Here is a 23,470-nt window from a genome sequence, read left to right as displayed (position 1 = left end):
GCGCTGTCGCGAAACCGCGAGCCGTCCGGCGCCACGGCCGGTTGCCTGGACCGCATGACTGTTCTGACAACCCGGTCGTCGCCGCGGGCGCTCGAGTGGTTCGGCGTCGGCGCGCTGACGCTCGGGATCTTCGCGATCGTCACCACCGAGATCCTCCCGATCGGCCTGCTCACCCCGATCGGCGCCGACTTCGCGCTGACACCCGGCCGCACCGGCCTGCTGATGACGATGCCCGGCCTGGTCGCGGCGGTCGCCGCGCCGGTCGTCACGCTCGCAACGGCACGGCTGGACCGGCGTCTGATGCTCTGCGCGCTCATGGTCCTGCTGGCCATCGCCGGGCTGGTCGCCGCCACCGCGCCGGTCTTCTGGCTCGAACTGGCGGCCAGGTTCCTCGTCGGCCTGACCATCGGCGGCTTCTGGTCCATCGGCGCCGGTCTCGCCGGACGGCTCGTCCCGCAGCGATGGGCGGCGCGGGCCACCGCTGTGATCTTCTCCGCGGTCCCCCTCGGCTCGGTGCTCGGCGTGCCGGCGGGAACGTTCCTCGGCGAGCTCGCAGGCTGGCGTGCGTCGTTCGCTGCGCTCGGCGTACTCGCGCTGCTGGCTCTGGTCGCACTGCGCACCACGGTGCCGCAACTCCCGCCTTTGCAGGTCACCAAGCCCGCCGTGCTCGCTGCCGCGCTGCGCAGGAGCCGGACCCCGCTGATCGTCACCTCTCTGATCGTCACGGCACATTTCGCGACATACACCTACGTCACGCCGTTCCTGCGCGATGTGGTGCGTCCGGAGCTCATCGGCCTGTTCCTGCTCGTGTACGGCGCCGCCGGTCTGGTCGGCAACCTCCTCGCCGGGCCGAAGGCACATCGCCGCAGCACCTTCGTCACCTGTGCCGCACTCATCGCCACAGCAACGCTCCTGATGCCGGTGATCGGCCGCAGTACGGCAGGGGCGCTCGTCCTGCTCGTGGTGTGGGGACTCGGGTACGGCGGCGTACCGGTCTGCTCGATGAGCATGTTCGCCCAGGCCGCTCCGGAATCGCGGGAGGCGGCGACAGTCTGGTTCACCTCGTCGTTCCAGGCGGTGTTGTCGATCGGCGCGCTGCTCGGCGGGCTGGTGGTGGACGCGTGGTCGGTCCCGGTGGCGATGACGGCCGGAGGCGTGTGTGCACTCGTGGCGGTCGGGTTCCTGCTGTGGGCCAGAACACACGAGGTTTCGGGGACGTAGCATCACCGCTGTGGCGAGGACAGAAGGCGATCGGTGCCCTGGTGTGCTGGCAGTGCACCAGGCGGCTGACGGCGGCCTCGCACGCGTGCGGGTCCCCGGCGGGCGGCTGACGTCCGAGCAGGTCGACATACTGCGCCTTGCTGCCGCCGAGCTCGGTGACGGCCGGCTGGAGCTGACGTCGCGCGGCAACATCCAGATCCGCGCGCTCCGTGCCGACGGGCCACGGCAGCTGTCGGACCGGCTGTTTGCTGCAGGGCTGCTGCCGTCGATCGCACATGAGCGCGTGCGGAACATCCTGGCGTCGCCGCTGTCCGGTCTGGACCAGCAGTCGAAGTACGACGTAATTCCCGTGGCCGCTGCCTTGGACCGAGCGTTGTGCGACCGCCCTGCGCTGGCTGACCTGCCAGGACGCTTCTTGTTCGCCCTGGATGACGGCCGTGGTGACTTGGCCGAGCTGCAGGAGGACGTTGCGGTGCGGGCGCTCGACGAGCGGAGTGCGTTGCTTAGCCTCGGGGCTCGCGGTGTGCGTGTGGAGTGGGACCAGGTGCCGGAGCTGATGCTGGCCGCGGCCGAGGCCTTCCTCGAGGTGCGTGACCAGGAATGGCGGATCGCTGAGGTCGTCGATGGTGCTGAGCGCGTGCTCGAGCGCCTTGGAGTGCAAGCGGACGAGGCCCTGCCGGCAGAGTCGACGCGTGTGACAGCGGGTCGGCATGGGGCCGCACTGGTGGTCACCGTGCCCTTGGGAAGCCTGACGCAGGAACAGGCCGCGGCGCTGGTCCGGTCAGGCGATGAGGTCCGCATCACGCCCTGGCGCTCTGTCGTTGTGCCCGCTGCCGCTGCAGGGTTGGAGGACGTCGGCCTCATCACCACACCGGGCTCGGTCTGGGAAGGTGTCACAGCCTGCGCAGGCCGGCCTGGGTGCGCGAAGTCGCTGGCCGATGTCCGAGCGGACGCCGCCCGGCTGGTCCCCGAGATGCGAAGGGACGACCGGCGGGTCCACTGGTCGGGCTGCGAGCGGCGGTGCGGGAAGCCAAGCGGTGCGTTCGTGGATGTTCTTGCTGTCGGTGACGGTTATCTGGTGGACGGGAAACGGGTGTGAGTTACGAGTACGAGCGGGACGGCGCGGAGATCTACCGGCGGTCGTTCGCGACGATCCGGGCCGAGGCTGCGCTGGACGGGCTCCCGGCCGATGTGGCGCAGGTCGCCGTACGGATGATTCACGCGTGCGGCATGACGGACCTGGTCGCCGACATCGCCTGGTCGGCGAACGTGGTGAAGAACGCCCGGGCCGCGCTGCAGAACGGAGCGCCGGTCCTGTGCGACGCGCACATGGTCGCGGCCGGCATCACCCGGCGGCGACTCCCGGCGGGCAACGAGGTGATCTGCACGCTGCAGGACCCGCGGACCGTGGACCTCGCGCAAAACCTCGGTACGACGCGCAGTGCCGCCGCCGTCGACCTGTGGCTGGACCGGCTCGACGGTGCAGTTGTTGCTATCGGCAACGCGCCGACGACGCTCTTCCGGCTGCTGGAGGTGATCGCGGCGGGCGGTCCGAGGCCGGCTGCGGTGCTGGGGATCCCGGTCGGCTTCATCGGCGCGGCCGAGTCCAAGGACGCGCTGGCCGCGAACGAGCTCGGGCTCGAGTACCTCGTGGTGCGCGGCCGTCGGGGCGGCAGCGCGATCACCGCGGCGGCCGTCAACGCGATCGCGAGTGAGGTCGAATGAGCGGGCGACTGTGGGGTGTCGGGCTGGGGCCCGGCGATTCCGAGCTGGTGACGGTGAAGGCGGCCCGGTTGATCGGGGCCGCGGACGTGATCGCGTTCCACAGCGCGCGGCACGGGCGGAGCATCGCGCGGGCGGTCGCCGCGCCGTACCTGACGCCGGGGCAGATCGAGGAGCATCTCGTCTACCCGCTCACCACGGAGACGACCGACCACCCGGGTGGCTACCAGGGTGCGATGGACGACTTCTACGCCGACTGCGCCGCCCGGCTCGCCGCGCACCTGGACGCGGGCCGGGACGTCGTCGTCCTCGCGGAAGGCGACCCGCTGTTCTACGGCTCCTACATGCACATGCACAAACGGCTCGCGGACCGGTACCCGTGCGAGGTGGTCCCCGGCGTGACCTCGGTCAGCGCCGCGGCGGCTGTCCTCGGACGCCCGCTCTGTGAGCGCGACGAGATCCTCACCGTGCTGCCTGGCACGCTGCCGCCGGACGTCCTGGCGGACCGCCTGCGTTCCACCGACGCGGCGGCCGTGATGAAGCTCGGGCGCACCTTTGCGAACGTCCGGGAGGCGTTCGAGCTCGCCGGACGCGCCGACGAGGCCTGGTACGTCGAACGCGCGACCACCGATGCGCAGCGCACTGCGCCGCTCAACGAGGTCGACCCCGACGAGGTGCCGTACTTCTCCCTCGCGCTCCTCCCGAGCCCGATCAACAACACCTTCGCTCCCCCGGTCACGAAGACCGCCGCCGAAGGCTCAGTCACGGTCGTCGGCCTGGGACCGGCCGGCCCGGACTGGATGACACCGGAGGCCCGCGCCGCGATCGCGGGTGCGGACGACGTGATCGGCTACACGACGTACGTCGACCGGCTGCCGGACCGGGCGCGGCAGCGCAAGCACGGCTCGGACAACCGCGTCGAGTCCGAGCGGGCCGCCTTCGCGCTCGACCTGGCCCGCAAGGGCTCCACGGTCGTCGTGGTCTCGTCCGGCGACCCGGGCGTATTCGCCATGGCCAGTGCGGTCACCGAAGTCGCCGCGGAGCCGGAGTACGCCGACATCGCCGTACAGGTGCTGCCTGGCATGACCGCCGCGCAAGCGGTCGCCAGCCGGGTCGGAGCGCCGCTGGGACACGACTACTGCGTGCTGTCGCTGTCGGACCGGCTCAAGCCGTGGGACGTGATCGCTCAGCGCCTCAGCGCCGCGGCCCAGGCCGACCTGGCGATCGCGATCTACAACCCCGCCTCCAAGACCCGCACGTGGCAGGTGGCAGCGACCCGCGACCTGCTGCTCGAGCACCGTGCTCCCGGTACGCCGGTGGTGGTCGGTCGCGATGTCGGCGGTCCGGAGGAGACGATCACCGTCACGACGCTGGCGAAGCTCGACCCCGAAACGGTTGACATGCGGTGCCTGCTCCTGGTCGGCTCGTCACAGACGCGTACCGTGCCCCGCCCGGCCGGCTCACTGGTCTTCACTCCGCGCCGATACCCCGCGACAGCGAGTGACAGCACACCAGGAGTCGGTTAAATCCGCACTCCGGCCGTGTCAGGCGCGGTGCGGGCGGGTAGGGACCGCCCCGAAGCCGACCTGTGAGGAGCCCGCGGAGATGAGTCAGCAGTACCCCGGCGACACTGCCACGGCCACGATCGCCACGCCCGCCGGCGACGCCGCCAGCACCCAGAAGTACGAGGAGGCCCGTGCGGCCGCGAGCCGGGCGATGAGCACGATCTCGGTCACCCCGGACCCGCCGTTGCGGACGCCGCCGGCGCTGCCCGGGGAGGATGAGGTCGATGCGGACCTGCTGTCGTACCGCGGGTTCAAGTTCGGTGCGGCGTTCTTCGGCTGGCTGATCGCCGTCTCGATGTCGGTGCTGCTGATGGCCGCCGTGGCGGGAGCCGCGCTCGGCACCGCCGAGGTCCTGGACTACACCACGAGCGACGCGAAGGCCCAGCCCGGCGCGGCCTCGATCACGGCGGCCGGGGTGACGTTGTTCATGCTGACGCTGGCGTTCTACATCGGCGGCTACGTCGCCGGCCGGCTGGCCCGCTTCGACGGCGGACGGCAGGGCTTCGGTGTCTGGATGATCGCCGTGGTCGTGGGAGCACTCGCGGGCGGCGCAGGCTGGCTGCTGGACAACCAGTACGGCCTGGTCGACGAGATCAACCGGCCGGACGTCGCGATCGCCGACAACACGCTCCTGCTCGGCAGCATCGCCGCCACGGCCGCGGTCCTGGTCCTGACGCTGCTGGCCGCCATCGTCGGCGGCAAGTCCGGGCGTCGCTACCACGACCGCATCGACCAACTACTCTGAGCTGTCGCTGCTGGTTTCACCCGGGGTACTGGGGTGACACACGGGGCTTGTCCGGTGAGGAGAAGCTGACATGACTCAGCAGCATGACGAAGATACCCGCGTCGATCGGCTCGGACCGTCCGAGGCGTACGTCGACGACCGGCCCACAGTGGCCGATCCCGAGCGCGACGACGGAGTTCTGGAGCCCACGCGCCGCGGTTCGGCCGGTGGCTCGGCGTTCTACGGCTGGCTGGTCGCGATCGGCATGATCGCGCTGCTGACCGGGATCGTCGGCGCGGTCGCGGCCGCCGTCGACTACGCGCTCACGATCGACTGGAACGCGGCCCAGGGCAGCGCCGGCACGGCCGGCACCATCGGGATCGCGTCCGTCGTGGTCCTACTGGTCGTCCTGGCGATCGCCTACTACGCCGGCGGATCCGTCGCCGGCCGGCTCGCCCGCGCCCACGGCGCCCTGCACGGCTTCGGCGTCTGGCTGATCGGCATCGTGGTGACCGCGATCGTCGCCGGGCTCGCCGCGCTGGCCGGCTCGGAGTACGACGTCCTGAACCGGATGGACCTGCCGTCGCTGCCGATCGCAGACACGACGCTGACGACCGGCGGCCTGGTCGCGGTCGCGGCCGCCGTCCTGATCACGCTGGTCGCGGCGGTCGCCGGCGGCGTCGCCGGGAAGCGGCGTACCGACTGACGGTCGACCCGGGCGGCGGATAGCAGCTATCCGCCGCCCGAGTCATGTTTGCCGCCGGGAAGACGTGGGCCGCGCCGGGCGTTGGTGCTGATGTGCTCGAGGTAGCGGTGATCGGTGCGGGACAGGCCGGGCTGTCGGCTGCGTACCACCTGGTCCGGATGGGATTCACGCCGTACGACGAGGTCCTCGTCCTGGACCGCAACACCGACCCCGGAGGCGCCTGGCAGCACCGGTGGGACTCGCTGACCATGCACGATGTGCACGGGATCGCGAACCTGCCCGGCGTTCCGGTACCGTCGAGTGCGGGCGCGGAGCGGGCCAACGAGTTCGTCCCGGCGTACTTCGCGGACTACGAGAAGCAGTTCGACCTGCCGGTACTGCGGCCTGTGGCCGTGGAGAGCGTCCGGCCGGCGGCGGACGGGTTCGAGTTGGAGACGTCCAACGGCAGTTACCACGCGGCCTCGATCGTGAACGCGACCGGGACGTGGGACCGGCCCTTCATCCCCTGGTATCCGGGCATCGAGACGTTCGAGGGGCGCCAACTGCACACGGCCGACTACCGCGGCGCGGCTGAGCTGGCCGGTCAGCATGTCCTGGTTGTCGGCGGCGGGGCGTCTGCCGTCCAGTTGCTTGCGGAGATCTCCGCGGTAGCCACGACCACATGGGTGACGCGTCGGCCGCCGGAGTGGCGGACGGGCGAGGACTTCACGCCGGAGTACGGGCGTCAGGTCGTGGCTCGCGTCGAAGAGCGAGTCCGGGCCGGCCTGCCGCCGCGCAGCGTCGTCAGTGTGACAGGGCTGCATCTGAGGCCCCAGGAGCAGGCGGCCGCGGACCGTGGCGTCTACACCCGCCTGCCGATGTTCTCGCGGATCACGAAGGACGGCGTGGAGTGGGCGTCCGGCGATCATCTGCAGGTCGACACGATCCTGTGGGCGACCGGCTTCCGGGCCGACCTCGCGCACCTGGCACCGCTGCACCTGCGTGAGCCGTCCGGCGGCATCCGCATGAACGGCACCGCCACGGTCATCGACCCGCGGGTCCATCTGGTCGGCTACGGCCCGTCGGCCAGCACCATCGGCGCCAACCGTGCCGGCTTCACGGCTGCCCGCGCGCTGCGCGACCTCCTCAAACCTGTGGCTGCATAACGGGTTCCGGCTCCTGCACCACGACCGGCACGAACAACCCGGCCACCAGGAACACAGCTGCCGTCAGCAACCACCCCGGCCAGCCCCAGGACACCGCGACCGTCGTGATGAGCAGGGGCGCCACCAGGTCGCCGATCTGGTGGCCCATGGCGTAGGCGCCTTGGTACTGGCCTTGGGCGCCGGGCGGGGCCAGCTCGAAGCTGATGCCCCAGCCGCCCGCCGACTGCAGCATCTCCCCCAGGACATGCGCGAGCGCCGCAGCGACCAGCAGACCGATCGTCACCGCTCCGGAGGTCGCATCGCTCAGTGCCAGGACCAGACAGGTGACCGCCAGCAGCAGTCCGGCGCGCCGACCGGCTCGGGCCGCGCCACTGAGACGCTCGGTGCCGCGGGAGATCCGGACCTGCAAGAGGATCACGGCCGCCGAGTTGAGCACCAGCAGCACCGAGATGATCCACCGTGGCGCATCCGTCGCGGTCGCGACCCACAGCGGGATACCGACCTGCGCGAGCGCACCATGCATGCTCAGCACGCCGTCGAGTCCGACGAACACCAGGAACCGCCGGTCCCGTACCGCTGTCAGCCCGGACGGCCCCGACGCGGACGGCACCGGCGGAACGGCCGGCATCCCGAAGCGCACCAACCCCGCCGTCACCAGGTACGTCGCCGCGTTCGCCAGCAGCGCCACGACGTACACCTCACGCCGGTCGACCGCGAGCACCACTCCGGCGGCTGCCATACCGACGGCCATGCCGATGTTCGTGACCACCCGGAGGATCGCCCGGGTGCGCACCCGCTGATCGGCCGGTGCGACTCCGGCGATCAACGCGCCCTTCGCGCCCCGCTGCCCCGAGTCCGCGATCGCGGTCACCGCCGCCACGGCGACGTACCAGCCGAACGACCGCACCTGGGTCAGTGCGGTCATCGTGATCGCCTGGAGCAGCAGGAACCCGACGTACGCCCGGTTGGGTCCGAGCCGGTCCGCCACGACGCCGAGCGGCGTGCTCGCGACCAGACCGACCAGTGCGGCCACAGTCAGTCCCACACCGACGTGAGCGATCGAGAGACCGACAGCGCGGGTCAGGTAGAGCGCCGCGACCGCTGCGTAGACACCGTTCCCGAGCGTGTTGACCAGAGTGGCAGCGATCAGCCGTCGGACGGCGGGCGAGAAGGATGAGGTCACAGCTGCTCATCCAACATTCGGTGGCCCGGACCCGGCGGTGGACTGCCGACTTCCGTCAGTCGATCAGCGCATGATCAGCGTCAACAGGTCGGTGCCGAGGGTGGTCAGCGCGTCGTTGTTCAGGCGGTACGCGACGAAGCGGCCCTGCCGTTCGGCGGTCACCAGTCCGGCGCGGGTGAGTGCCCGGAGGTGGCGGGTGACCTGCGTGGAGTGGAGACCCCAGAGCGCGGCGATCTCGCCCGCCGTCCGCGCCTCGCTGGCCACGGCGCGGCAGACCTGGAGGCGATCCGGCGACGCCAGCGCGTCCAAGCGGGCACGGATCTGCTGTGCGGTGGGTACGGCGGCCGCGCGACCGCCGGCGGGATAGATGACCGTCACCGGCTCACCGGGGATCTCGCCGACGAACAGGTGCGGTGCGATGTAGTTGCTCGGCACAAGCAACAGCGAGCGCGTGCTGATGTCGATGCGCTTGCTCTGCACCTTCTGCACGACGACGCTGTCCGCGTCCCGTACGTCGATCGCGCTGTCGAGCGAACGCAGCATGGTCCCGAGACCGTCCCGGACGGCCAGGTCACGGTCTTGCCGGCCACGAGCAGCCAGCGTGTCGTACGACGCCTCCCAGAGCTCACCGAACCACTCGCGCCAGCAGGCGTCCAGTACGTCGAGAAACCGGCGGACCGGCTCAGCAGGTGACGTCAGCAAGGACTCGACCAGTGCGGCGACAGAGCGTCCACGGCTACGAGCCCAGTGCTGTACGGCGTCCGTGTCGATCGACCGGCTGCTCAGTGGGCGACCACGCAACGGCCTGACCAATTCTGCGGCCACGTCTTCCGGCGGGCGAGAACGCAGTCCTGCCAGCTCGTCGGTCCAGGTCGGGACGCCGATGGCGGCGCTGGTGGCGAAGAACCGAGCCCGCACGGCGCGCACGGTCCAGGTCCACTGCGCCAGCTCCGCCCGCAGCTCGGCGGACAACGGGAGCGACGCAGCCCAGTCGACTCGGTCGTGATGGGCGGGCTCAGCCAGCACATGCAGTGCGCAGCCGAGCTCGATCAGCGGCGAGGCGACGTGACGAATCCGCTCCGGCTCCAGCCGGGTCACGCCTGCGAGAACGGTCGGCACTCAGTCCTTCAGCTTGAACTGGAGGTCGGTGTCCCAGTCGTTCATGTCGGGGACCTCACGCGGGTCGGAGCGGTACACCTCCAGGCGGGCGGTCCAGTGGTCACCGTCGGCGTCCCACTCGAGACCCTCCTGCTCGGCCCAGGCGAGCAGATCGCGCGTCGCTCCGAGCAGCCCGTCCGGATGGCCGTGGTGCCTGACGGTCGCGTAGCGCCCGGCCGGGAGTACGCCGGTGACGATCTCGCCCTCGCCGGAGTGCAGGTCGTCGACCGGGAACCCGATCTCCAGCACCAGCCCGGTCTCCATGTCGACCACGTCGTACTTGAAGAACGGCGCGTCGTTCGGCGCGATCTCCTTGGCGGCGAGCCAGGCGACCACCTCGCCCATCCGGTCCGCGAACGCCGCGATCCCGTCCATCGCGACCTTGCCCCGCAACGCGACGTACGGCCGTTCCCCGATCTCCACGATCTCCGGCATGACGTGTTCCCTCCAAGGACGTCGTTGCGCACAACTTAACCCCAACCGGGCTTGCCGCGGCGTATTACCGAGCGTCTACTGAGAGCTGGGGGTGGCCATCATGTTCAAGGTCAAGCTTCTCGTCGCGGCTCTCGCACTCGCTGTCGCCGGTATCGGCACAACCGTTCCCGCCGGCGCCGAGCCCACGACCCCGCTGCCGTACCCGGCCGGTGCGACGGCGACGCGGTACACCGGGCTCGCGTTCGACACCTGTACGGCGCCGAGCGTCGCGCAGATGTCAGCTTGGCTGGCCTCGCCGTACCGGGCGGTCGGCATCTACATCGGCGGCGTGAACCGGACCTGCGCTCAGCCACAGCTGACTCCCAGCTGGGTCAGCAGCGTGACCCGGATGGGCTTCCGGCTGGTCCCTATCTACATGGGCTACCAGGCGCCGTGCACGACACGCACCAACGCTGTGAAGATGACCGTGCCGTCAGCGACCCTCCAGGGCGCCCTGCTCGCGCGCGACGCCGTACGGGCGGCAGGAGCGCTCAACCTGCTCGGCGGTAGCGCGATCTACGCCGACATGGAGCACTACGACATCACCAACAGCACTTGCCGGGCGACCGTCCTGCGGTACTTGTCCGCGTGGACAAAACAGCTCCACGCACTCGGCTTCTTGTCCGGCGTCTACGCACACCAGAACTCCGGCGCGGTCGACCTGGCCGCCGCCTACAACTCGAGCACCTACGCACGACCGGACGCGCTCTGGATCGCACGCTGGGACAACAACAGCTCGCTGACGAACTGGCCGACCGTTCCCAACACGTTCTGGCTGGTCGGCCAGCGCGGCAAGCAGTACCGCGGCGACCACACCGAGACGTACGGCGGCGTGACCCTCAACATCGACAACGACCGCTTCGACGCGCCAGTGGCGACGGTCTGGTACACCTACACGGTCCGCGCCACCATCTACTCCTACAGCGGCCCGTCGACCGCCTACGCCATCCGCTCCACCATTCCGGCGAACGCCGGGGTCCGCATCGTCTGCCAGACCTTCGGCCCGAAGATCGGCACCAGCGCGGTCTGGGACCGGCTGACCGACGGCACCTACGTCATCGACTACTACGTCCGGACGCCGAACAAGACCGGCTACAGCGCACCGATCCCCGGCTGCACCTTCCCGTACCAGACCACGATCAACAACCTCACACGCCGGCACGGGCCGGGTACGGCGTACGCCGCGTACCCGAACCCGCTGCCGATCGGCTCGCTGGCCTGGATCAGCTGCCAGCGAGCCGGATCGAAGGTCGGCACGACCGCCGTCTGGGACCGCCTCACCGACGGCTCGTGGGTCACCGACTACTACGTCGCCACGCCCAGCAAGACGACGTACAGCCCACCGAACCGGCGGTGCTGAGCCGCTACTTCGACCAGGGCGGCTGGACCGCCGTACCGTCGGCCATGTAGCCGGTGAAGCCCGCCGTGATCGCGACGATCAGCTGGGCCTCGCCCTCGCCGAGGTTGGTCAGCGCGATCGGCTCACCGGCCGGCACGACGGCGGCGTCGCCCGGGCCGAGCTTGTCGCCGTCCGCGGCGAGCTGCACGGTGCCGCTCAGCACCATGAACACCTCGTCCCGGTCGAGCGTGTGCGGCGCGTCGCCGCCGTGCCCCGGAGGAACCGTGAGCCGCCAGGTGCACAGCCCCGGCGAACCGAGGCTCGGCGCGGCCTGCACGGTGAACTGCGCACCACCCAGCTCGAAGCGCGGCGCGTCGGCCGCGGGCGTCACATACATCTCGTCCCCCATCCATTTAGTCAAGCTGACTTGACCAAGCCAGCTTGACTATCATGGGCCACATGACGCGATCGGGCAAGGTGGATATCGGGATTCTTCTGCTGCTGGCGGACCAGGAGTTCGTCCGCGAACTGCACGAGTACACCGCCACGCAGGGATACACCGACCACGGCCGCTCGGACGGCTTCGTGCTCCGGACGCTGTCCGACGGCCCGAAGACGATCAGCGGCCTGGCCGAGCGGCTCGAGGTCACCAAACAGGGCGCGAGCCAGATCGTCGACGACATGGAACGCCGCGGGTACGTCGAACGCCGCCCGGACCCGACCGACGCCCGCGCCCGGCTGCTGCACCTCACCGACCACGGCCGCGCCACACTGGCGGCGGCCCGCCGGTTCCATCAGCTGTACGAACGCAGGCTCCGCAACCGTCTCGGCGACGAGGCCGTCGACACGCTGCGCGAAGTCCTGACCGACATCGCCGGCGAAGCCACCATCAGCCCGCCGCACTTCCGCGCAGCGATGTACTGACCGCAGCAACTGCCACTGCCGCGAGGTGCTGCCGCAGTCGGGTTGTCGCACCGCAGCCTGCGTGTTGAGGCCGGGTGTGCTGAGCCCCGGGGCGCTGGAGCCGTTGCACCCGGGGAGGATGCGCCGGCGGCGGGGTTGTTGCGTCCTAGCACCGAAGAACCCGCCAGCGGCGCCAGTGAGCTGCACGTCGTGCGGTAGCGCGCCGAGTCGTGGGGTTTGGTCGGGCGCCGCAACCGCGAGTCGTGGATCGAGGCTGTGCTGAGCCGCCGAAATCCACGACTCGACGAGGTTTGAGCCGTGGGAGGGAAGAGGGGACGGGAACGGGTGACCGGGGACTGGTAATAGCAGGTCTCTGGTCACCACAGGCTGCCTCGTGATCCGCGGTGGCGGGTCGTCAGACAGGTGCTTTGGCGGGGGTCAGCTGAAGTACTTGGGGAAGAAGTCGTGGGTGGGCCAGGACTTCACGCCGTTGGCGGCGGTCCACATGGCTGCGTCGATGTCGCCGTACGACTTGCCGCTGGCGTCGTCGCGGCGGTTGAACAGTGCGGCCCAGCTCAGCCCGCCCGACGTACGGACGAGCAGCGTGTACGTGCCCGGCATGCTGCCGGTGTGCCACGTGTTGCGGCCGGTGCCGCTGCTGACCGGGCGGATCTGCCAGCCGAGGCCGTAGTACCAGCCGTCGGCGTTGACGCCGGTGGACGGCTTCGCCCAGACGCGGCCGAGTGACGTGCTGTTCAGCACGCTCGACGGCGCATCGAACATCCTCGCCCAGCGCACCAGGTCGGGCGCGCTGGCGATCCAGCCGCCGTTCGCGTCCTGGATCCGCATGCTGAACGAGCCGTACGGCGCGGCGACGGTCTTCGCGGAGCCGTCCAGCACGGTCGGGCCGGAGTACTGCGACTCGTACGACGTCTCGCCACTGTGCTTGGCGATCGACCAGCCCAGCGACATCCGCGTGATCTTCAACGGGGCGAGCAGCTTCTGCTTCACGTAGTTCTCGTAGCTCAGGCCGCTGACCTTCTCGATCACCCGGCCGGCCAGCAGGTACCCGAAGTTCGAGTACGCGTACTTCGAGCCCGGCGTGAAGTCGAGCTTCTGCCCGGCCATGTACTTGATGACGTCCGCGTGCTGCAGCTCCAGCGGTACGCCGAGCGTCCGCGAGATGGTCGCGTCCTTGAAGTTCGGGTCACCGGACACGTCCCGGTCCCAGCCGCCGAGGTGCTGCAGCACCTTCCACAGCGTGATCGACGACCAGCGCGAGTCCCGGGTCAGGCCGCTCGCCGGTGTGATGTCGAGGATGTTCGCGACCGGCGTCGGCAGGCTCACCTTCCCGTCCTGCACGAGCTTCACGATCGCCGCCGCGGTGAACGACTTCGACAAGCTGGCGATCCGGAACAACGAGGTTGGCTGCACGGTCAACGCGGTCGACGTACTGTAGCCGCGGGCAAGCACCAGGCGGCCCTTGTACGTCACCGCGAGCTGCCCGGCCGTCACGCCGCGGGCCTGCATGAACGCCTTCATCTGACTGTCGAACCCGGCCAGCGCCGACACCGCGGTCCCGGTGGTCTGCCAGGTAGCAGCCGCATCAGCCGGCCGCCCGATCACATAACCAGCACCGGTGCCGACCGCAGCGGTAGCACCGGTCGCGACAGCAAGCTTCCCCAGATTCCGACGCGACAGCTCCACGAACGTCTACTCCTTCGAACCGAGACTCCCGGACCCCGAAAGTCTTTCACCTCCAGAGGTCCACTCGGGCCAGTTGGCGACGACTGACGCAGACACCGCTTACTCGACCATGGAGGCGTAGGAGATGACGCCTCGGCGGATCTGGTCGACGACGGCGCGGGCCGTGCTGCGGAGCGGGGTGTCTCCGGCGGCGTCGGCGATCTGTTCGGTGAGGTCGATGAGTTGCTTGACCCAGCGGACGAAGTCGCCGGCGGCCAGGTCGGACTCGTACAGGACCTCGGCCAGCGACGCACCCGACGCCCAGCGGAACGCGGGCCAGCAGAAGTTCAGGTCCATCGAGCGCAGGAAGTCGACCCGCATGTCCCGCTCCAGCGCGGACAGGTCCCGCCAGATCGAGCCCATCCGCTCCAGCGCGATCCGTACGTCGCCGCGCGGCAGCCGCGGTGAGGTCGGCTCGTCCTTGGACCGCGACTCGTACACCAGCGCCGCGAGGCACGAGGCCAGCTCCGGCACGGTCAGGTCGTCGAACACCCCTTGCCGCAGGCATTCCGCCGCGACCAGGTCGAGCTCGGTGTAGATCCGGGCGAGCCGGTCGCCGGCCTCGGTCGTCTTGTCGCCGTCGAGGTAGTGCAGCGCGTCCAGCACCTGACAGACCCGGTCGAACTGGCGGGCGATCGTGTTCGTCCGCTGCTCGATCTTCCGTTGCACGTCACGGTTCTCGCGGTCGAGCCGGAAGTACCGCTCGGCCCAGCGGGCGTGGTCCTCGCGGTCCGAGCAGCCGTGGCAGGGGTGCGCGCGCAGTTGCGCCCGCATCTCCTGCAGTTCCGGGTCGTCGGCGTGGGAGACGATGTCGCGGCCGCGCGACGGCGGTCCGTCCTCGCCGAGCAGGTCGGTCCGGTTCCGCAGCACCTGGGCGAGCTCGCGGCGCTGCTGCGGGTTGCGCGGGTTGAACTTGCGCGGGATCCGCAGCGTCCCGATCGCCTCCACCGGTGTCGGGAAGTCGACCATCGACAGCTTCCGCACCTGCCGGTCCAGCGTCAGCACGGTCGGCCGCGGCCCTTCCCGCTCCGATCGCATGCCCGGGTCGAGCACCAGCGCCCAGCCCGCGCTGCGGCCGGCCGGGATCCGGACGATGTCACCGGTCTTCAGCTTCTCGATCGACTCCTGCGCCTCGATCCGGCGGTCGAGCTTGCGGCGCTTCGACCCGGACGCCTCGCGATCGCCGATCCGCCGGCGCAGCGCGGCGTACTCGAGGAAGTCGCCGAGGTGGCAATCGATCGACTCCTTGTACCCCTCGAGCGCCTCGGTGTTGCGCTGCACCTGCCGCGCCAGCCCGACCACGGCCTGGTCGGACTGGAACTGCGCGAACGACAGCTCGAGCATGTCCCGCGCCCGCGTCCGCCCGACCTGACGCACCAGGTTGACGGCCATGTTGTACGACGGGGAGAACGACGACCGCAGCGGATACGTCCGCGTCGACGCCAGGCCGGCGACCTCGCGCGGGTCGAACCCGGGCTGCCAGAGCACGACCGCATGCCCCTCGACGTCGATCCCGCGCCGTCCGGCGCGCCCGGTCAGCTGCGTGTACTCCCCCGGCGTGATGTCGACGTGCGCCTCGCCGTTCCACTTCGAGAGCTTCTCGAGGACGACGGTGCGCGCCGGCATGTTGATGCCCAGGGCAAGCGTCTCGGTGGCGAACACGACCTTGATCAGGCCGCGCGCGAACAGCTCCTCGACGACCTCCTTGAAGGCCGCCAGCATGCCCGCGTGATGCGCCGCGATCCCGCGCGACAGGGCCTCGGCGAAGTCGTGGTACCCGAGCACGCCGAGGTCCTCGTCCGGGAGGTCCGCCGTCCGCTCGGCGACCACGCGCTTGATCTCGTCGCGCTCCGACGGCTTGGTCAGCCGCAGCCCGGACCGCAGGCACTGCACGACCGCGTCCTCACAGCCCTTGCGGGAGAAGATGAAGAAGATCGCCGGCAGCAGCGCGCCGGCGTCCAGCTCCTCCACCACGTCCGAGCGGTACGGCGTGAAGTGGGTCTTGGCCGGCCGGTTCCTCGGCAGGTCGCGGCGGCGCCGCGGCTTGCGGGAGTCGTCGCGGAAGATCCGGTTGTCGTCGCGGGCGATCCGGACCAGCTGCGGGTTCACCAGGTCCTTGAGATCGGCCTTCGCCGGGTTACCCGCCTTCGCCGGATTGCCCGACTTCGAGGGCTTCGCAGGAGCGCCGACCCGAGCGGTCGGCGCTTCCCCGGCGAACAGGTCGTGCAGCCGTTTCCCCACCATCACGTGCTGGAACAGCGGCACCGGGCGCTTCTCCTCCAGGACGACGAAGGTGTTGCCGCGGACCGTTTCCAGCCAGTCGCCGAACTCCTCGGCGTTGCTCACCGTCGCCGACAGCGAGACCACCGACACCGAGTCCGGCAGGTGGATCAGCACCTCTTCCCAGACCGCGCCGCGGGAGCGGTCGGCCAGGTAGTGCACCTCGTCCATCACTACGTACGAGAGGCCGAGCAGCGTCTGCGACCCGGCGTACAGCATGTTCCGCAGCACCTCGGTCGTCATCACGACGATCGGGGCCTCGGAGTTCACCGAGTTGTCGCCGGTGAGCAGGCCGACCTTGTCCGCGCCGTACCTGCTCACCAGGTCGCCGTACTTCTGGTTGCTCAGCGCCTTGATCGGGGTGGTGTAGAAGCACTTCTGCCCACGCTCCAGGGCGAGGTGGACGGCGAACTCACCGACGAGCGTCTTGCCGGAGCCGGTGGGCGCCGCGACCAGCACCTGGTGACCGTCCTCGAGGGCGGCGCAGGCGCGCAGCTGGAACTCGTCCAGCTCGAAGTCGTAGAGCGCCCGGAACTCCTTCACGGCAGGATGCTCCTGGTCCGAGCGGAACGAGGCGTACTTCTCGGACGGGGTACTCATGGACCCCAATCTATGCGACCCCACCCCCAAAGCCACGCTGGGCCAGCCACTGCGCGGCTCGCGTCAGCGCGGCGTCGGCCTCGTCCATCACGCCGACGTTGAACTGGTACACGTGCGGAGCTCCCGCGACCACGTCCAGGCTCACATCCACCTCCTGCTCCGCGGCGCGGGCCGCGAGCCGCAGCGAGTCGTCGAGCAGCACCTCGGCGGATCCGACCTGGATCAGCAGCGGCGGCAAACCGGTGAGGTCCGCGAGGAGCGGGCTGGCCAGCTCGTCCTTCGGGTCGTGACCGGCCAGGTAGGCGTCGACGTACGCGTCGAAGTGCTCCCGGCTGAACAGCGGGTCCTGGTCGCCGCGCGCGTCCATGCTGGCGCCGGACAGCGTCAGGTCGGTCCACGGCGAGAACACGACGGCCGCCGGCGGCAGCCGCAGACCTTGCCGGCGTGCGGCGAGGATCGTCGCGAGCGCCAGTCCGCCACCCGCGGAGTCGCCGGCGATCAGGACGTCCCGACCGCCTTCCTGCAAGGCGATGTACGCCGCCAGCGCGTCGTCGACCGCGGCCGGGAACGGGTTCTCCGGCGCGAGCCGGTAGTCCAGCGAGACCGCCGGCAGACCGGTACGGCGGGACAGCGGCGCCGCGAGGTTCGCGCCGGTGCGGGCCGAGCCGATCACGTACCCGCCGCCGTGCAAGTAGAGGATCACGCTGTCGCCGTCGGCTCCTTCGACCTGGACGTCCAGCGCCGGCACCCCGCCCACACTGGTTCGGACGAGCGTGACGTCGTCGCCGAGCGGCCGCACGGCGAACACCGCGTCGAAATCGGCCCGTTGCTGCTCGGGCGTCCGCCGGGGGTCGCCCTTGGTGATGAAGCTGCGCGCCACAGCGCGTTGGTCCCGGCTCATAGCTGCCTCCTGATAGATTCCGAGGAATATAGTTCTCTGCAACTACATTCCAAGGAATCTAATTCCCGTGACCGATCTCACAGCATTGTTCACGGACCTGGTCCGGCTGGAAACGCGGCTCTACAACGTGCTCGACGCCCGCCTGAAGGCCGAGCATGCGCTTCCGCTCGGCCAGTTCGAGTTCCTGCGGTTCATCGCGGCGCACGGGACGGCGCGGGTCTACGACCTGGCGCGGGAGATGGCGATCACGGTCGGCGCCACCAGCAAGGCGGTCGACCGGCTCGAGGCCGCCGGGCGCGTCCGGCGGACGGCGAACCCGTCAGACCGCCGCTCGTCGCTGGTCGAGCTGACCCCCGCGGGCGCCGATCTCCTCGCCGCCGCGGCGCCGACGGTCGAGGACGAGCTGCAGACCTGGGTCGGCTCCGTCCTGCCGGCGCCGGTCGTCGACCAGCTCGCGACCAGCCTGTCGATGCTGCGTCAACGTGCCGAGCTCGACCAGCGCACGGACCGCCACCACTCATCAACCGCCGACAGCTGACCGAGCCGACGCTCAGCCGCGGTCGTCGACAGGCCCGCAGCGAGGGTTGGTGAGTGATGGCGGTCCGCAGTGGCTAGCCGATGTGGTACGGGTCGCCGTACACCTTCCAGTCCAGCGGTGTGTTCAGGTTGAAGTTGCCGTTGCGGAGGAACACCCGCTGCGCGGTGTCCACCCGGCTGGTGTCGCTGTGCGCCTCCTCCTGCTTCATCGCCCAGACCCGGGCGTCCAGGAACGCGTTCAGGTACGTCGTCTCGTTGCCGCCCTGCGCCGGCGGCTTCGCCTTGGCGAGCGCCCGCTTGCGGATCCCGCCGAAGCTGGTCGGGTCGTCACCGTCGCCGTGCATGACGATCGCGTCGTAGTAGCAGAACTGCCCGAGGGTGCGCAGCCCGTCGGACTTGCCGCGGCTGACCGCCGGGTTGAAGTACACCCGGTCGCGCTCGTCGTTCTGGCACTGCTGGAACACCGAGTCCTTGGCGGCGGTCTTCCAGTCCCTGGTGTAGTTCGGGTCGAGGCCGGAGTGCGAGTCGCTGCCGTCCACGCGGCGCAGCGCCGGCAGGTACTTCTGCAGGATGTTGTTCGGCTTGCGATCGGCGTACAGCTCGACGAGCTCGAGCATGTCGTGGGTCCCCGAGCAGAACCCGATGATGCCCGCGGTGTACCCGCGGCCGTCGTCGATGTCCTCGATGTACTTGTACTGCGCCTTCCAGTCCAGCGACGAGTTCTCCGCGCTGCAGACGATCTGCATCGCGATCTCCTTCTTCGCCGGGTCGTCGAGGCCGGTCGCCTGCACCGCGGCGTCGGCGTGCGGCGCGTAGCGGGAGACGGCGAGCCCGGTGGCCGGCACGGCGGCGAGCGACAGGCCGAGCAGCAGCGTGGTCCGGCGCGAGGGGCGGTACTCCATGTGGTCCTCCGAGGGGCGTCCGAGGATGAACTGTTAGGAAGCTTTCCTATCAGATGAACGCCGGTCGTGAGAACAGCTCAGTTCATGTCAGTTGTGTCTCAGGCGGACACTCAGGCGAACGCTCAGGCGAACGCTCAGGCGAACACGGTGAGCGCCCCCGGGGCGACCCCGATGTCGACCGGCAGCGGGCCGAGGACCTCGCCGTCGGCGTACGCCGTGATGCCCGGCGACTCGAGCCGGACCGAGCGGCCGCGGACGGCGCGCACCGCCGGGTGGCCGACGTGGGTGCCCTTGGACAGCTTCGGGAACAGCTGCAGCAGTGTCATCCGGGACACCGGCTCGATGATCGTCACGTCCAGCAGCCCGTCGTCGATCTCCGCGCCGGCGCAGATCTGCAGGCCGCCGCCGTACGTCGGCCCGGTGCCGACCGCGACCAGCATGGCCTCGGTCTCGATCACCTCGTCGTCGACCGTCACGACGTACTCGAGGGGCTTGAACGTGCGGAGCTCGGCGAGCGTCGCGACGGTGTAACGGGAACTGCCCTTGGGCCAGCTCATCGCGTTGGCCCGTTTGTTGACGAGCGAGTCGAAGCCGCCGGCCACGACGGTGGTGATGAACCTGTCCTTGGCCACTGCGAGGTCGATCGTCCGGGTCTTACCCGCGACGACCAGGTCGGCCGCCGCGGCCGGATCCCCCAGCGGTACGCCGATCCCGCGGGCGAAGTCGTTGCCGGTGCCGGCCGGGATGACGCCGAACGGCATCCCGGAGTTGGCCAGCACCTGAGCGCCTAGGTGGATGGTGCCGTCGCCGCCGATCAGCGCGACCGCATCCGCGCCCGAGGCGACCACCTCGGCGGCGATCCGGCCGACGTCCTCGGCACACGTCGTGGTGTGGACGTCGACGGTCAGCCCCGCGGCGGCGATCTGCTCGCGCACCGCCGGCGCGATCCGCGCACCACGTCCCCGGCCGCTGGTGGGGTTGACCACCAGGGCGATCCGCCGACTCATCAGTCCGCCAGCAGCTCTTCGGACCGGCGGGCGCGGCGTTTGTCGTTGAAGCGCGAGATGATCTCGGCGACGAAGAACAGCAGGCACATCGGGATCGCCAGCAGGCACATCGTGAACGGGTCGCCGGACGGCGTCGCGACGGCGGCGAACACGAAGATCACCAGGATGATGTACGGCCGGAACTTGCCGAGCGCGGCGGCCGGCACCACGCCGACCATGTTCAGCAGCACGACCACCAGCGGGATCAGGAACGCGACGCCGAAGACGAGCATCGTGCGGAGCACGAAGTCCAGGTAGTCGGGCAGCTCGACCAGGTTCTGGATGTCCAGCGGCGTGAAGCCGAGCAGGATCTCGATGCCCTTCGGCAGCGTCCAGTACGAGACCGCGATCCCGGTGGCGAACAGCGGGGTTGCGATCGCCGAGAATATGTAGGCCCACTTGCGCTCGCTGCGGTGCAGTCCGGGCGCGACGAAGGCCCACAGCTGGTACAGCCAGACCGGCGCGGCCAGCACCAGGCCGAACAGCGCCGAGATCTTGATCCGGAACGTCAGCGCGTTGCCGACACCCGGGAACGTCAGCTGCGGCGTCTTGGTCTGTCCGGCGTCCTTGGCCATCTCGGCCACGCTCGTCACGAACGGCTTGGTCAGGAACTCGAAGGCGTGATTGTAGAAGATCCAGCCGACGACCGTTCCGACCACGATCGCGAGCACACTGATGAGCAGCCGGTTCCGGAGCTCGACAATGTGCTCGCGCAGGGTCATCCGACCCTCTGGGTCCTTCGGGTGGCGTTCTTTCTTTTCCTTACGCCGCCCGAACTTCACCATCGACACAGGTGGGGCGTTCGGCTCAGTTGGCCGTGTGCGGCGGCAGGCCGTCGCCCGGCCCCTGGCCGTTCACCTGGTTCGGCTGCTGGGCCGGCTGCGCCTGGGTCTGCTGCACGGTCTGCTGCGCCGGCGGCTGGGAGGCTTCCTCGGTCAGCTCCGGGTCCTTCTTCTTGGGGCCGACCTCTTCTTCCCAGATCTTCTTCGACTTGCCGAGCTGCTTCACCAGCGCCGGCAGCTTGGCCGAACCGAACAGCAGCACGACGATCGCGAGAATGATCAGCCATTCTGCGCCTTGGGGCATACCGATGAGCGGTGCTGCCATGTCGATCTCCCTTTCCAACATCAACTCGGGACTCGAGCCTGAGTTCGTGGCCGAATACTACGCCGGAGCGCCGGCGTCCTCACGGGTCTGTCCAGACCCGGCCGCGGACTGCGCTGCCTCCAGCTTGGACTGGGCGGCGACCAACTCACGCGTCAGTGCCTTGCCCTGGCCCCATAACCTCCACGCGAGCAGGGCGAGGACGAGGAGCCACACCGCCACCACCGCGAGGAACAAGAGGAACCAGTACATACCCAGGAGCCTAACCGCTTCCTGGCCGGGACCCACGCCCCGCGGTGCGTCTCCGGGGACAACGGTGTCGGAACGTGATGGTAAAACCGAGTGTCCCGCAGTGGCGGTGCGGCGTGATCGAGGCGAGCAAGGGGGCCGCGAATGGAGCGGATCGGGGTCGAGGAGCGGCGGACGCGGCTCGGGCGGCGGCACCGGCTCGGAGCGGGCTGCCAGGCGGCCGATCCGGTCGAGGCGGCCGCGTCGATGGTGGCGTTGCACGCGTCCGATCCGGCCACGGTGCACCTGAGCGTGGCCGCTCGGGTGCCGGGCAGTGACGTCGCGGACACGGAGCGTGCTCTGTACGACGATCGGTCGCTGATCCGGATGCTGGGCATGCGGCGGACCGTGTTCGTCGTACCGACGCCGTTCGCGCCCATCGTCCAGGCGGCGTGCACCAACGACATCGCCGTCAAGCAGCGCAAGTTGCTGGTCAAGCATCTGCTCGAGGCGGAGGTCGGGGAGGACGCCGACGCCTGCGGGCAGTGGCTGGCCGCGGTCGAAGAGGCGACCGCGACCGCGCTGGCGCTGCGTGGTTCGGCCACGGCGCAGGAGCTGTCCGCCGACGAGCCGCGGTTGCGGACCCGGCTCAGCATGGCCCCCGGGAAGTCGTACGGCGCGCAGCCGTACGTGACGAGCCGCGTGCTGTTCCAGCTGGCGGCCGACGGGCGGATTGTGCGCGGGCGTCCGCTGGGGACATGGCTGAGCGGACAGCACCAGTGGTCGCCGGTCGCGGACTGGCTGCCGGCCGGGCTTGGCGACAAGCTGGCCGCGGAGGAGGCGCGCGTGACGCTCGCCCGGGCCTGGCTGGCGTCGTTCGGCCCTGGCACGACGGCTGATCTGCAGTGGTGGGCCGGGTGGACGCTCGGTCAGACGCGGAAGGCGCTGGCGGCCGTCGAGGCGGTCGAGGTGGACCTGGACGGCCAGGTCGGGTTTGTGCTTCCCGGTGACGAGGCGCCGGAGGTCCCGGTCGAGCCGTGGGTGGCGTTCCTGCCCGGTCTGGACCCGACGCCGATGGGCTGGAAGGAGCGCGACTGGTTCCTGGGTCCGCACAAGGCGAAGCTCTTCGACACCACCGGCAACATCGGCCCCAGCATCTGGTCGGACGGCCGGATCATCGGCGCCTGGGGGCAGCCCGAGTCCGGCGAGGTCCGCTACCAGCTCCTGGAAGACGTCGGTGCGGACACGACGGCAATGGTGGAGGCCGAGGCGGCTCGGTGGACCAAGTGGCTGGCCGGTGTGCGGGTCACGCCACGCTTCCGCTCCCCGCTCGAGAAGCACCTCAGCCAGGGCTAGACGTCGTACGCCGAGAGCGCGTCGCGGGCCGTGGCGGCGATCTGGGTGGTGAGGTCCTCGGGGTCCAGGACCGTGGCGGCTCCGCCGAGGCGGAGGACCAGGCGCTGCAGCCAGGCGGTGTCGGCGACGCGGAGCTTGACGATGAGAGAGTTCTCCGGGCCCTCTTCGACGGACTCGTTGGGGTAGTACTCGGCGACCCAGCGGGCCGGCGGCGCGAGCTTCACCGTGGCCAGCAGGTCGCGCTCGGACGGCTGGAACATGCCGTTGGACAGGTCCCGCGGTGTCGCCTCGGGCGGCGGCTCGCTCGGCACGTCGAGGAGCTTGACGGCGGCGATCCGGTCCAGGCGGAACAGCCGCACGTCCTCGGCCAGCCGGCACCAGGCTTCCAGGTACGTGCGCCCCTCGGACACGACCAGCCGCATCGGGTCCACGTCGCGCTCGGTCGTCTCGTCGCGCGACGGTACGTCGTACGTCAGGTGCAGCCGCCGTTTCGTGGCCAGGCCGCGGTTCACGATCTCGGCGATCTCCGGGGCGGCCGGCTCGACATGAACATGCGCGGCCGCGCCCTCGTTCGCCGCCGCGGCCTCGCCGGCCGCCCGCTCGAGCTTGGCGATCGCGCGGTCGACGGCG

Annotated in this window: 24 protein-coding genes; 11 read left to right on the top strand and 13 right to left on the bottom strand. The window is 70.0% G+C overall.

The window, feature by feature from the left end; all coding sequences use genetic code 11:
- The first annotated feature begins 54 nt into the window (after positions 1-54).
- From ACWEOO_RS22665 to ACWEOO_RS22635, 7 genes are all read left to right on the top strand, one after another.
- On the top strand, positions 55-1,221 hold the full coding sequence (locus ACWEOO_RS22665) for an MFS transporter (RefSeq protein ID WP_452144681.1): 1,167 nt from the start codon (positions 55-57) through the stop codon (positions 1,219-1,221).
- Between the two features lie 43 nt (positions 1,222-1,264).
- Positions 1,265-2,320, top strand: coding sequence for a precorrin-3B synthase (locus ACWEOO_RS22660; protein ID WP_452144680.1), 1,056 nt, complete (start codon positions 1,265-1,267; stop codon positions 2,318-2,320).
- A complete protein-coding gene (locus tag ACWEOO_RS22655; RefSeq protein WP_452144679.1) occupies positions 2,317-2,946 on the top strand; it encodes a precorrin-8X methylmutase in 630 nt (209 codons plus the stop codon). The genes ACWEOO_RS22660 and ACWEOO_RS22655 overlap by 4 nt, the downstream gene beginning before the upstream one ends.
- A complete protein-coding gene (locus tag ACWEOO_RS22650; protein WP_452144678.1) occupies positions 2,943-4,469 on the top strand; it encodes a precorrin-2 C(20)-methyltransferase in 1,527 nt (508 codons plus the stop codon). The genes ACWEOO_RS22655 and ACWEOO_RS22650 overlap by 4 nt, the downstream gene beginning before the upstream one ends.
- 79 nt (positions 4,470-4,548) lie before the next feature.
- Positions 4,549-5,253, top strand: a complete 705-nt coding sequence (locus tag ACWEOO_RS22645; protein ID WP_452144677.1) for a hypothetical protein — start codon at positions 4,549-4,551, stop codon at positions 5,251-5,253.
- A 70-nt stretch (positions 5,254-5,323) separates the two neighbouring features.
- Positions 5,324-5,938 carry a hypothetical protein gene (locus ACWEOO_RS22640; RefSeq protein WP_452144676.1) on the top strand — a complete coding sequence of 205 codons (615 nt, stop codon included), beginning with the start codon at positions 5,324-5,326 and terminating at the stop codon, positions 5,936-5,938.
- A 92-nt stretch (positions 5,939-6,030) separates the two neighbouring features.
- Positions 6,031-7,083: an FAD-dependent oxidoreductase gene (locus ACWEOO_RS22635; protein ID WP_452144675.1), complete on the top strand. Its 1,053-nt coding sequence runs from the start codon at positions 6,031-6,033 to the stop codon at positions 7,081-7,083.
- Here ACWEOO_RS22635 and ACWEOO_RS22630 read toward each other — a convergent pair.
- From ACWEOO_RS22630 to ACWEOO_RS22620, 3 genes are all read right to left on the bottom strand, one after another.
- The gene (locus tag ACWEOO_RS22630) at positions 7,064-8,266 is read right to left on the bottom strand and encodes an MFS transporter (protein WP_452144674.1); all 1,203 of its coding nucleotides are present in this window, start codon (positions 8,264-8,266) and stop codon (positions 7,064-7,066) included. The two genes, ACWEOO_RS22635 and ACWEOO_RS22630, sit on opposite strands and share 20 nt — an antisense overlap.
- Positions 8,267-8,329: 63 nt before the next feature.
- Positions 8,330-9,385 (bottom strand): DUF5937 family protein, encoded by a 1,056-nt coding sequence (locus tag ACWEOO_RS22625; RefSeq protein WP_452144673.1) that lies wholly within the window; start codon positions 9,383-9,385, stop codon positions 8,330-8,332.
- Positions 9,386-9,859 carry a GyrI-like domain-containing protein gene (locus tag ACWEOO_RS22620; RefSeq protein WP_452144672.1) on the bottom strand — a complete coding sequence of 158 codons (474 nt, stop codon included), beginning with the start codon at positions 9,857-9,859 and terminating at the stop codon, positions 9,386-9,388.
- Between the two features lie 100 nt (positions 9,860-9,959).
- Here ACWEOO_RS22620 and ACWEOO_RS22615 point away from each other — a divergent pair, with 100 nt between their 5' ends.
- Positions 9,960-11,258, top strand: coding sequence for a glycoside hydrolase domain-containing protein (locus ACWEOO_RS22615; protein ID WP_452144671.1), 1,299 nt, complete (start codon positions 9,960-9,962; stop codon positions 11,256-11,258).
- Positions 11,259-11,262: 4 nt separating this feature from the next.
- Here the strand turns inward: ACWEOO_RS22615 and ACWEOO_RS22610 are convergent, their stop codons facing one another.
- Positions 11,263-11,646 carry a cupin domain-containing protein gene (locus ACWEOO_RS22610; RefSeq protein ID WP_452144670.1) on the bottom strand — a complete coding sequence of 128 codons (384 nt, stop codon included), beginning with the start codon at positions 11,644-11,646 and terminating at the stop codon, positions 11,263-11,265.
- Positions 11,647-11,696: 50 nt separating this feature from the next.
- Between ACWEOO_RS22610 and ACWEOO_RS22605 the strand changes: the two genes are divergently transcribed.
- Positions 11,697-12,161 carry a MarR family winged helix-turn-helix transcriptional regulator gene (locus ACWEOO_RS22605; RefSeq protein ID WP_452144669.1) on the top strand — a complete coding sequence of 155 codons (465 nt, stop codon included), beginning with the start codon at positions 11,697-11,699 and terminating at the stop codon, positions 12,159-12,161.
- A 417-nt stretch (positions 12,162-12,578) separates the two neighbouring features.
- Here the strand turns inward: ACWEOO_RS22605 and ACWEOO_RS22600 are convergent, their stop codons facing one another.
- The 3 genes from ACWEOO_RS22600 to ACWEOO_RS22590 all read right to left on the bottom strand — a co-directional run bounded on the left by ACWEOO_RS22600 (position 12,579) and on the right by ACWEOO_RS22590 (position 17,667).
- Positions 12,579-13,847 (bottom strand): serine hydrolase domain-containing protein, encoded by a 1,269-nt coding sequence (locus ACWEOO_RS22600; protein ID WP_452144668.1) that lies wholly within the window; start codon positions 13,845-13,847, stop codon positions 12,579-12,581.
- Positions 13,848-13,946: 99 nt separating this feature from the next.
- Complete coding sequence (locus tag ACWEOO_RS22595) at positions 13,947-16,766, bottom strand: DEAD/DEAH box helicase (RefSeq protein ID WP_452144667.1); 2,820 nt, start codon at positions 16,764-16,766, stop codon at positions 13,947-13,949.
- A gap of 10 nt (positions 16,767-16,776) precedes the next feature.
- Positions 16,777-17,667, bottom strand: coding sequence for an alpha/beta hydrolase (locus ACWEOO_RS22590; protein ID WP_452144666.1), 891 nt, complete (start codon positions 17,665-17,667; stop codon positions 16,777-16,779).
- A 67-nt stretch (positions 17,668-17,734) separates the two neighbouring features.
- Here ACWEOO_RS22590 and ACWEOO_RS22585 point away from each other — a divergent pair, with 67 nt between their 5' ends.
- Positions 17,735-18,205, top strand: coding sequence for a MarR family winged helix-turn-helix transcriptional regulator (locus tag ACWEOO_RS22585; protein WP_452144665.1), 471 nt, complete (start codon positions 17,735-17,737; stop codon positions 18,203-18,205).
- A 73-nt stretch (positions 18,206-18,278) separates the two neighbouring features.
- On the opposite strand, the gene ACWEOO_RS22580 is transcribed toward ACWEOO_RS22585, so the two are convergent.
- The 5 genes from ACWEOO_RS22580 to ACWEOO_RS22560 form a co-directional block, all read right to left on the bottom strand.
- Positions 18,279-19,106 carry a chitosanase gene (locus ACWEOO_RS22580; RefSeq protein WP_452144664.1) on the bottom strand — a complete coding sequence of 276 codons (828 nt, stop codon included), beginning with the start codon at positions 19,104-19,106 and terminating at the stop codon, positions 18,279-18,281.
- A 134-nt stretch (positions 19,107-19,240) separates the two neighbouring features.
- Complete coding sequence (locus tag ACWEOO_RS22575; RefSeq protein ID WP_452144663.1) at positions 19,241-20,113, bottom strand: diacylglycerol/lipid kinase family protein; 873 nt, start codon at positions 20,111-20,113, stop codon at positions 19,241-19,243.
- Positions 20,113-20,874, bottom strand: a complete 762-nt coding sequence (tatC, locus tag ACWEOO_RS22570) for a twin-arginine translocase subunit TatC (RefSeq protein WP_363715446.1) — start codon at positions 20,872-20,874, stop codon at positions 20,113-20,115. The genes ACWEOO_RS22575 and tatC overlap by 1 nt, the downstream gene beginning before the upstream one ends.
- Positions 20,875-20,959: 85 nt before the next feature.
- A complete protein-coding gene (locus ACWEOO_RS22565; RefSeq protein ID WP_355700145.1) occupies positions 20,960-21,259 on the bottom strand; it encodes a twin-arginine translocase TatA/TatE family subunit in 300 nt (99 codons plus the stop codon).
- Positions 21,260-21,316: 57 nt separating this feature from the next.
- The gene (locus tag ACWEOO_RS22560; protein ID WP_355700146.1) at positions 21,317-21,508 is read right to left on the bottom strand and encodes a hypothetical protein; all 192 of its coding nucleotides are present in this window, start codon (positions 21,506-21,508) and stop codon (positions 21,317-21,319) included.
- Positions 21,509-21,649: 141 nt separating this feature from the next.
- Here ACWEOO_RS22560 and ACWEOO_RS22555 point away from each other — a divergent pair, with 141 nt between their 5' ends.
- Positions 21,650-22,840 (top strand): winged helix DNA-binding domain-containing protein, encoded by a 1,191-nt coding sequence (locus tag ACWEOO_RS22555; protein WP_452144662.1) that lies wholly within the window; start codon positions 21,650-21,652, stop codon positions 22,838-22,840.
- Here the strand turns inward: ACWEOO_RS22555 and ACWEOO_RS22550 are convergent.
- On the bottom strand, positions 22,837-23,470 hold a 634-nt coding region (locus ACWEOO_RS22550; RefSeq protein WP_452144661.1), incomplete at its 5' end, for a helix-turn-helix transcriptional regulator. The genes ACWEOO_RS22555 and ACWEOO_RS22550 overlap by 4 nt on opposite strands.

This window comes from Kribbella sp. NPDC004138 (assembly GCF_053603655.1).
The sequence above is the reverse complement of the archived record's forward strand: the minus strand, read 5'-3'. Positions and strand labels throughout refer to the sequence as shown.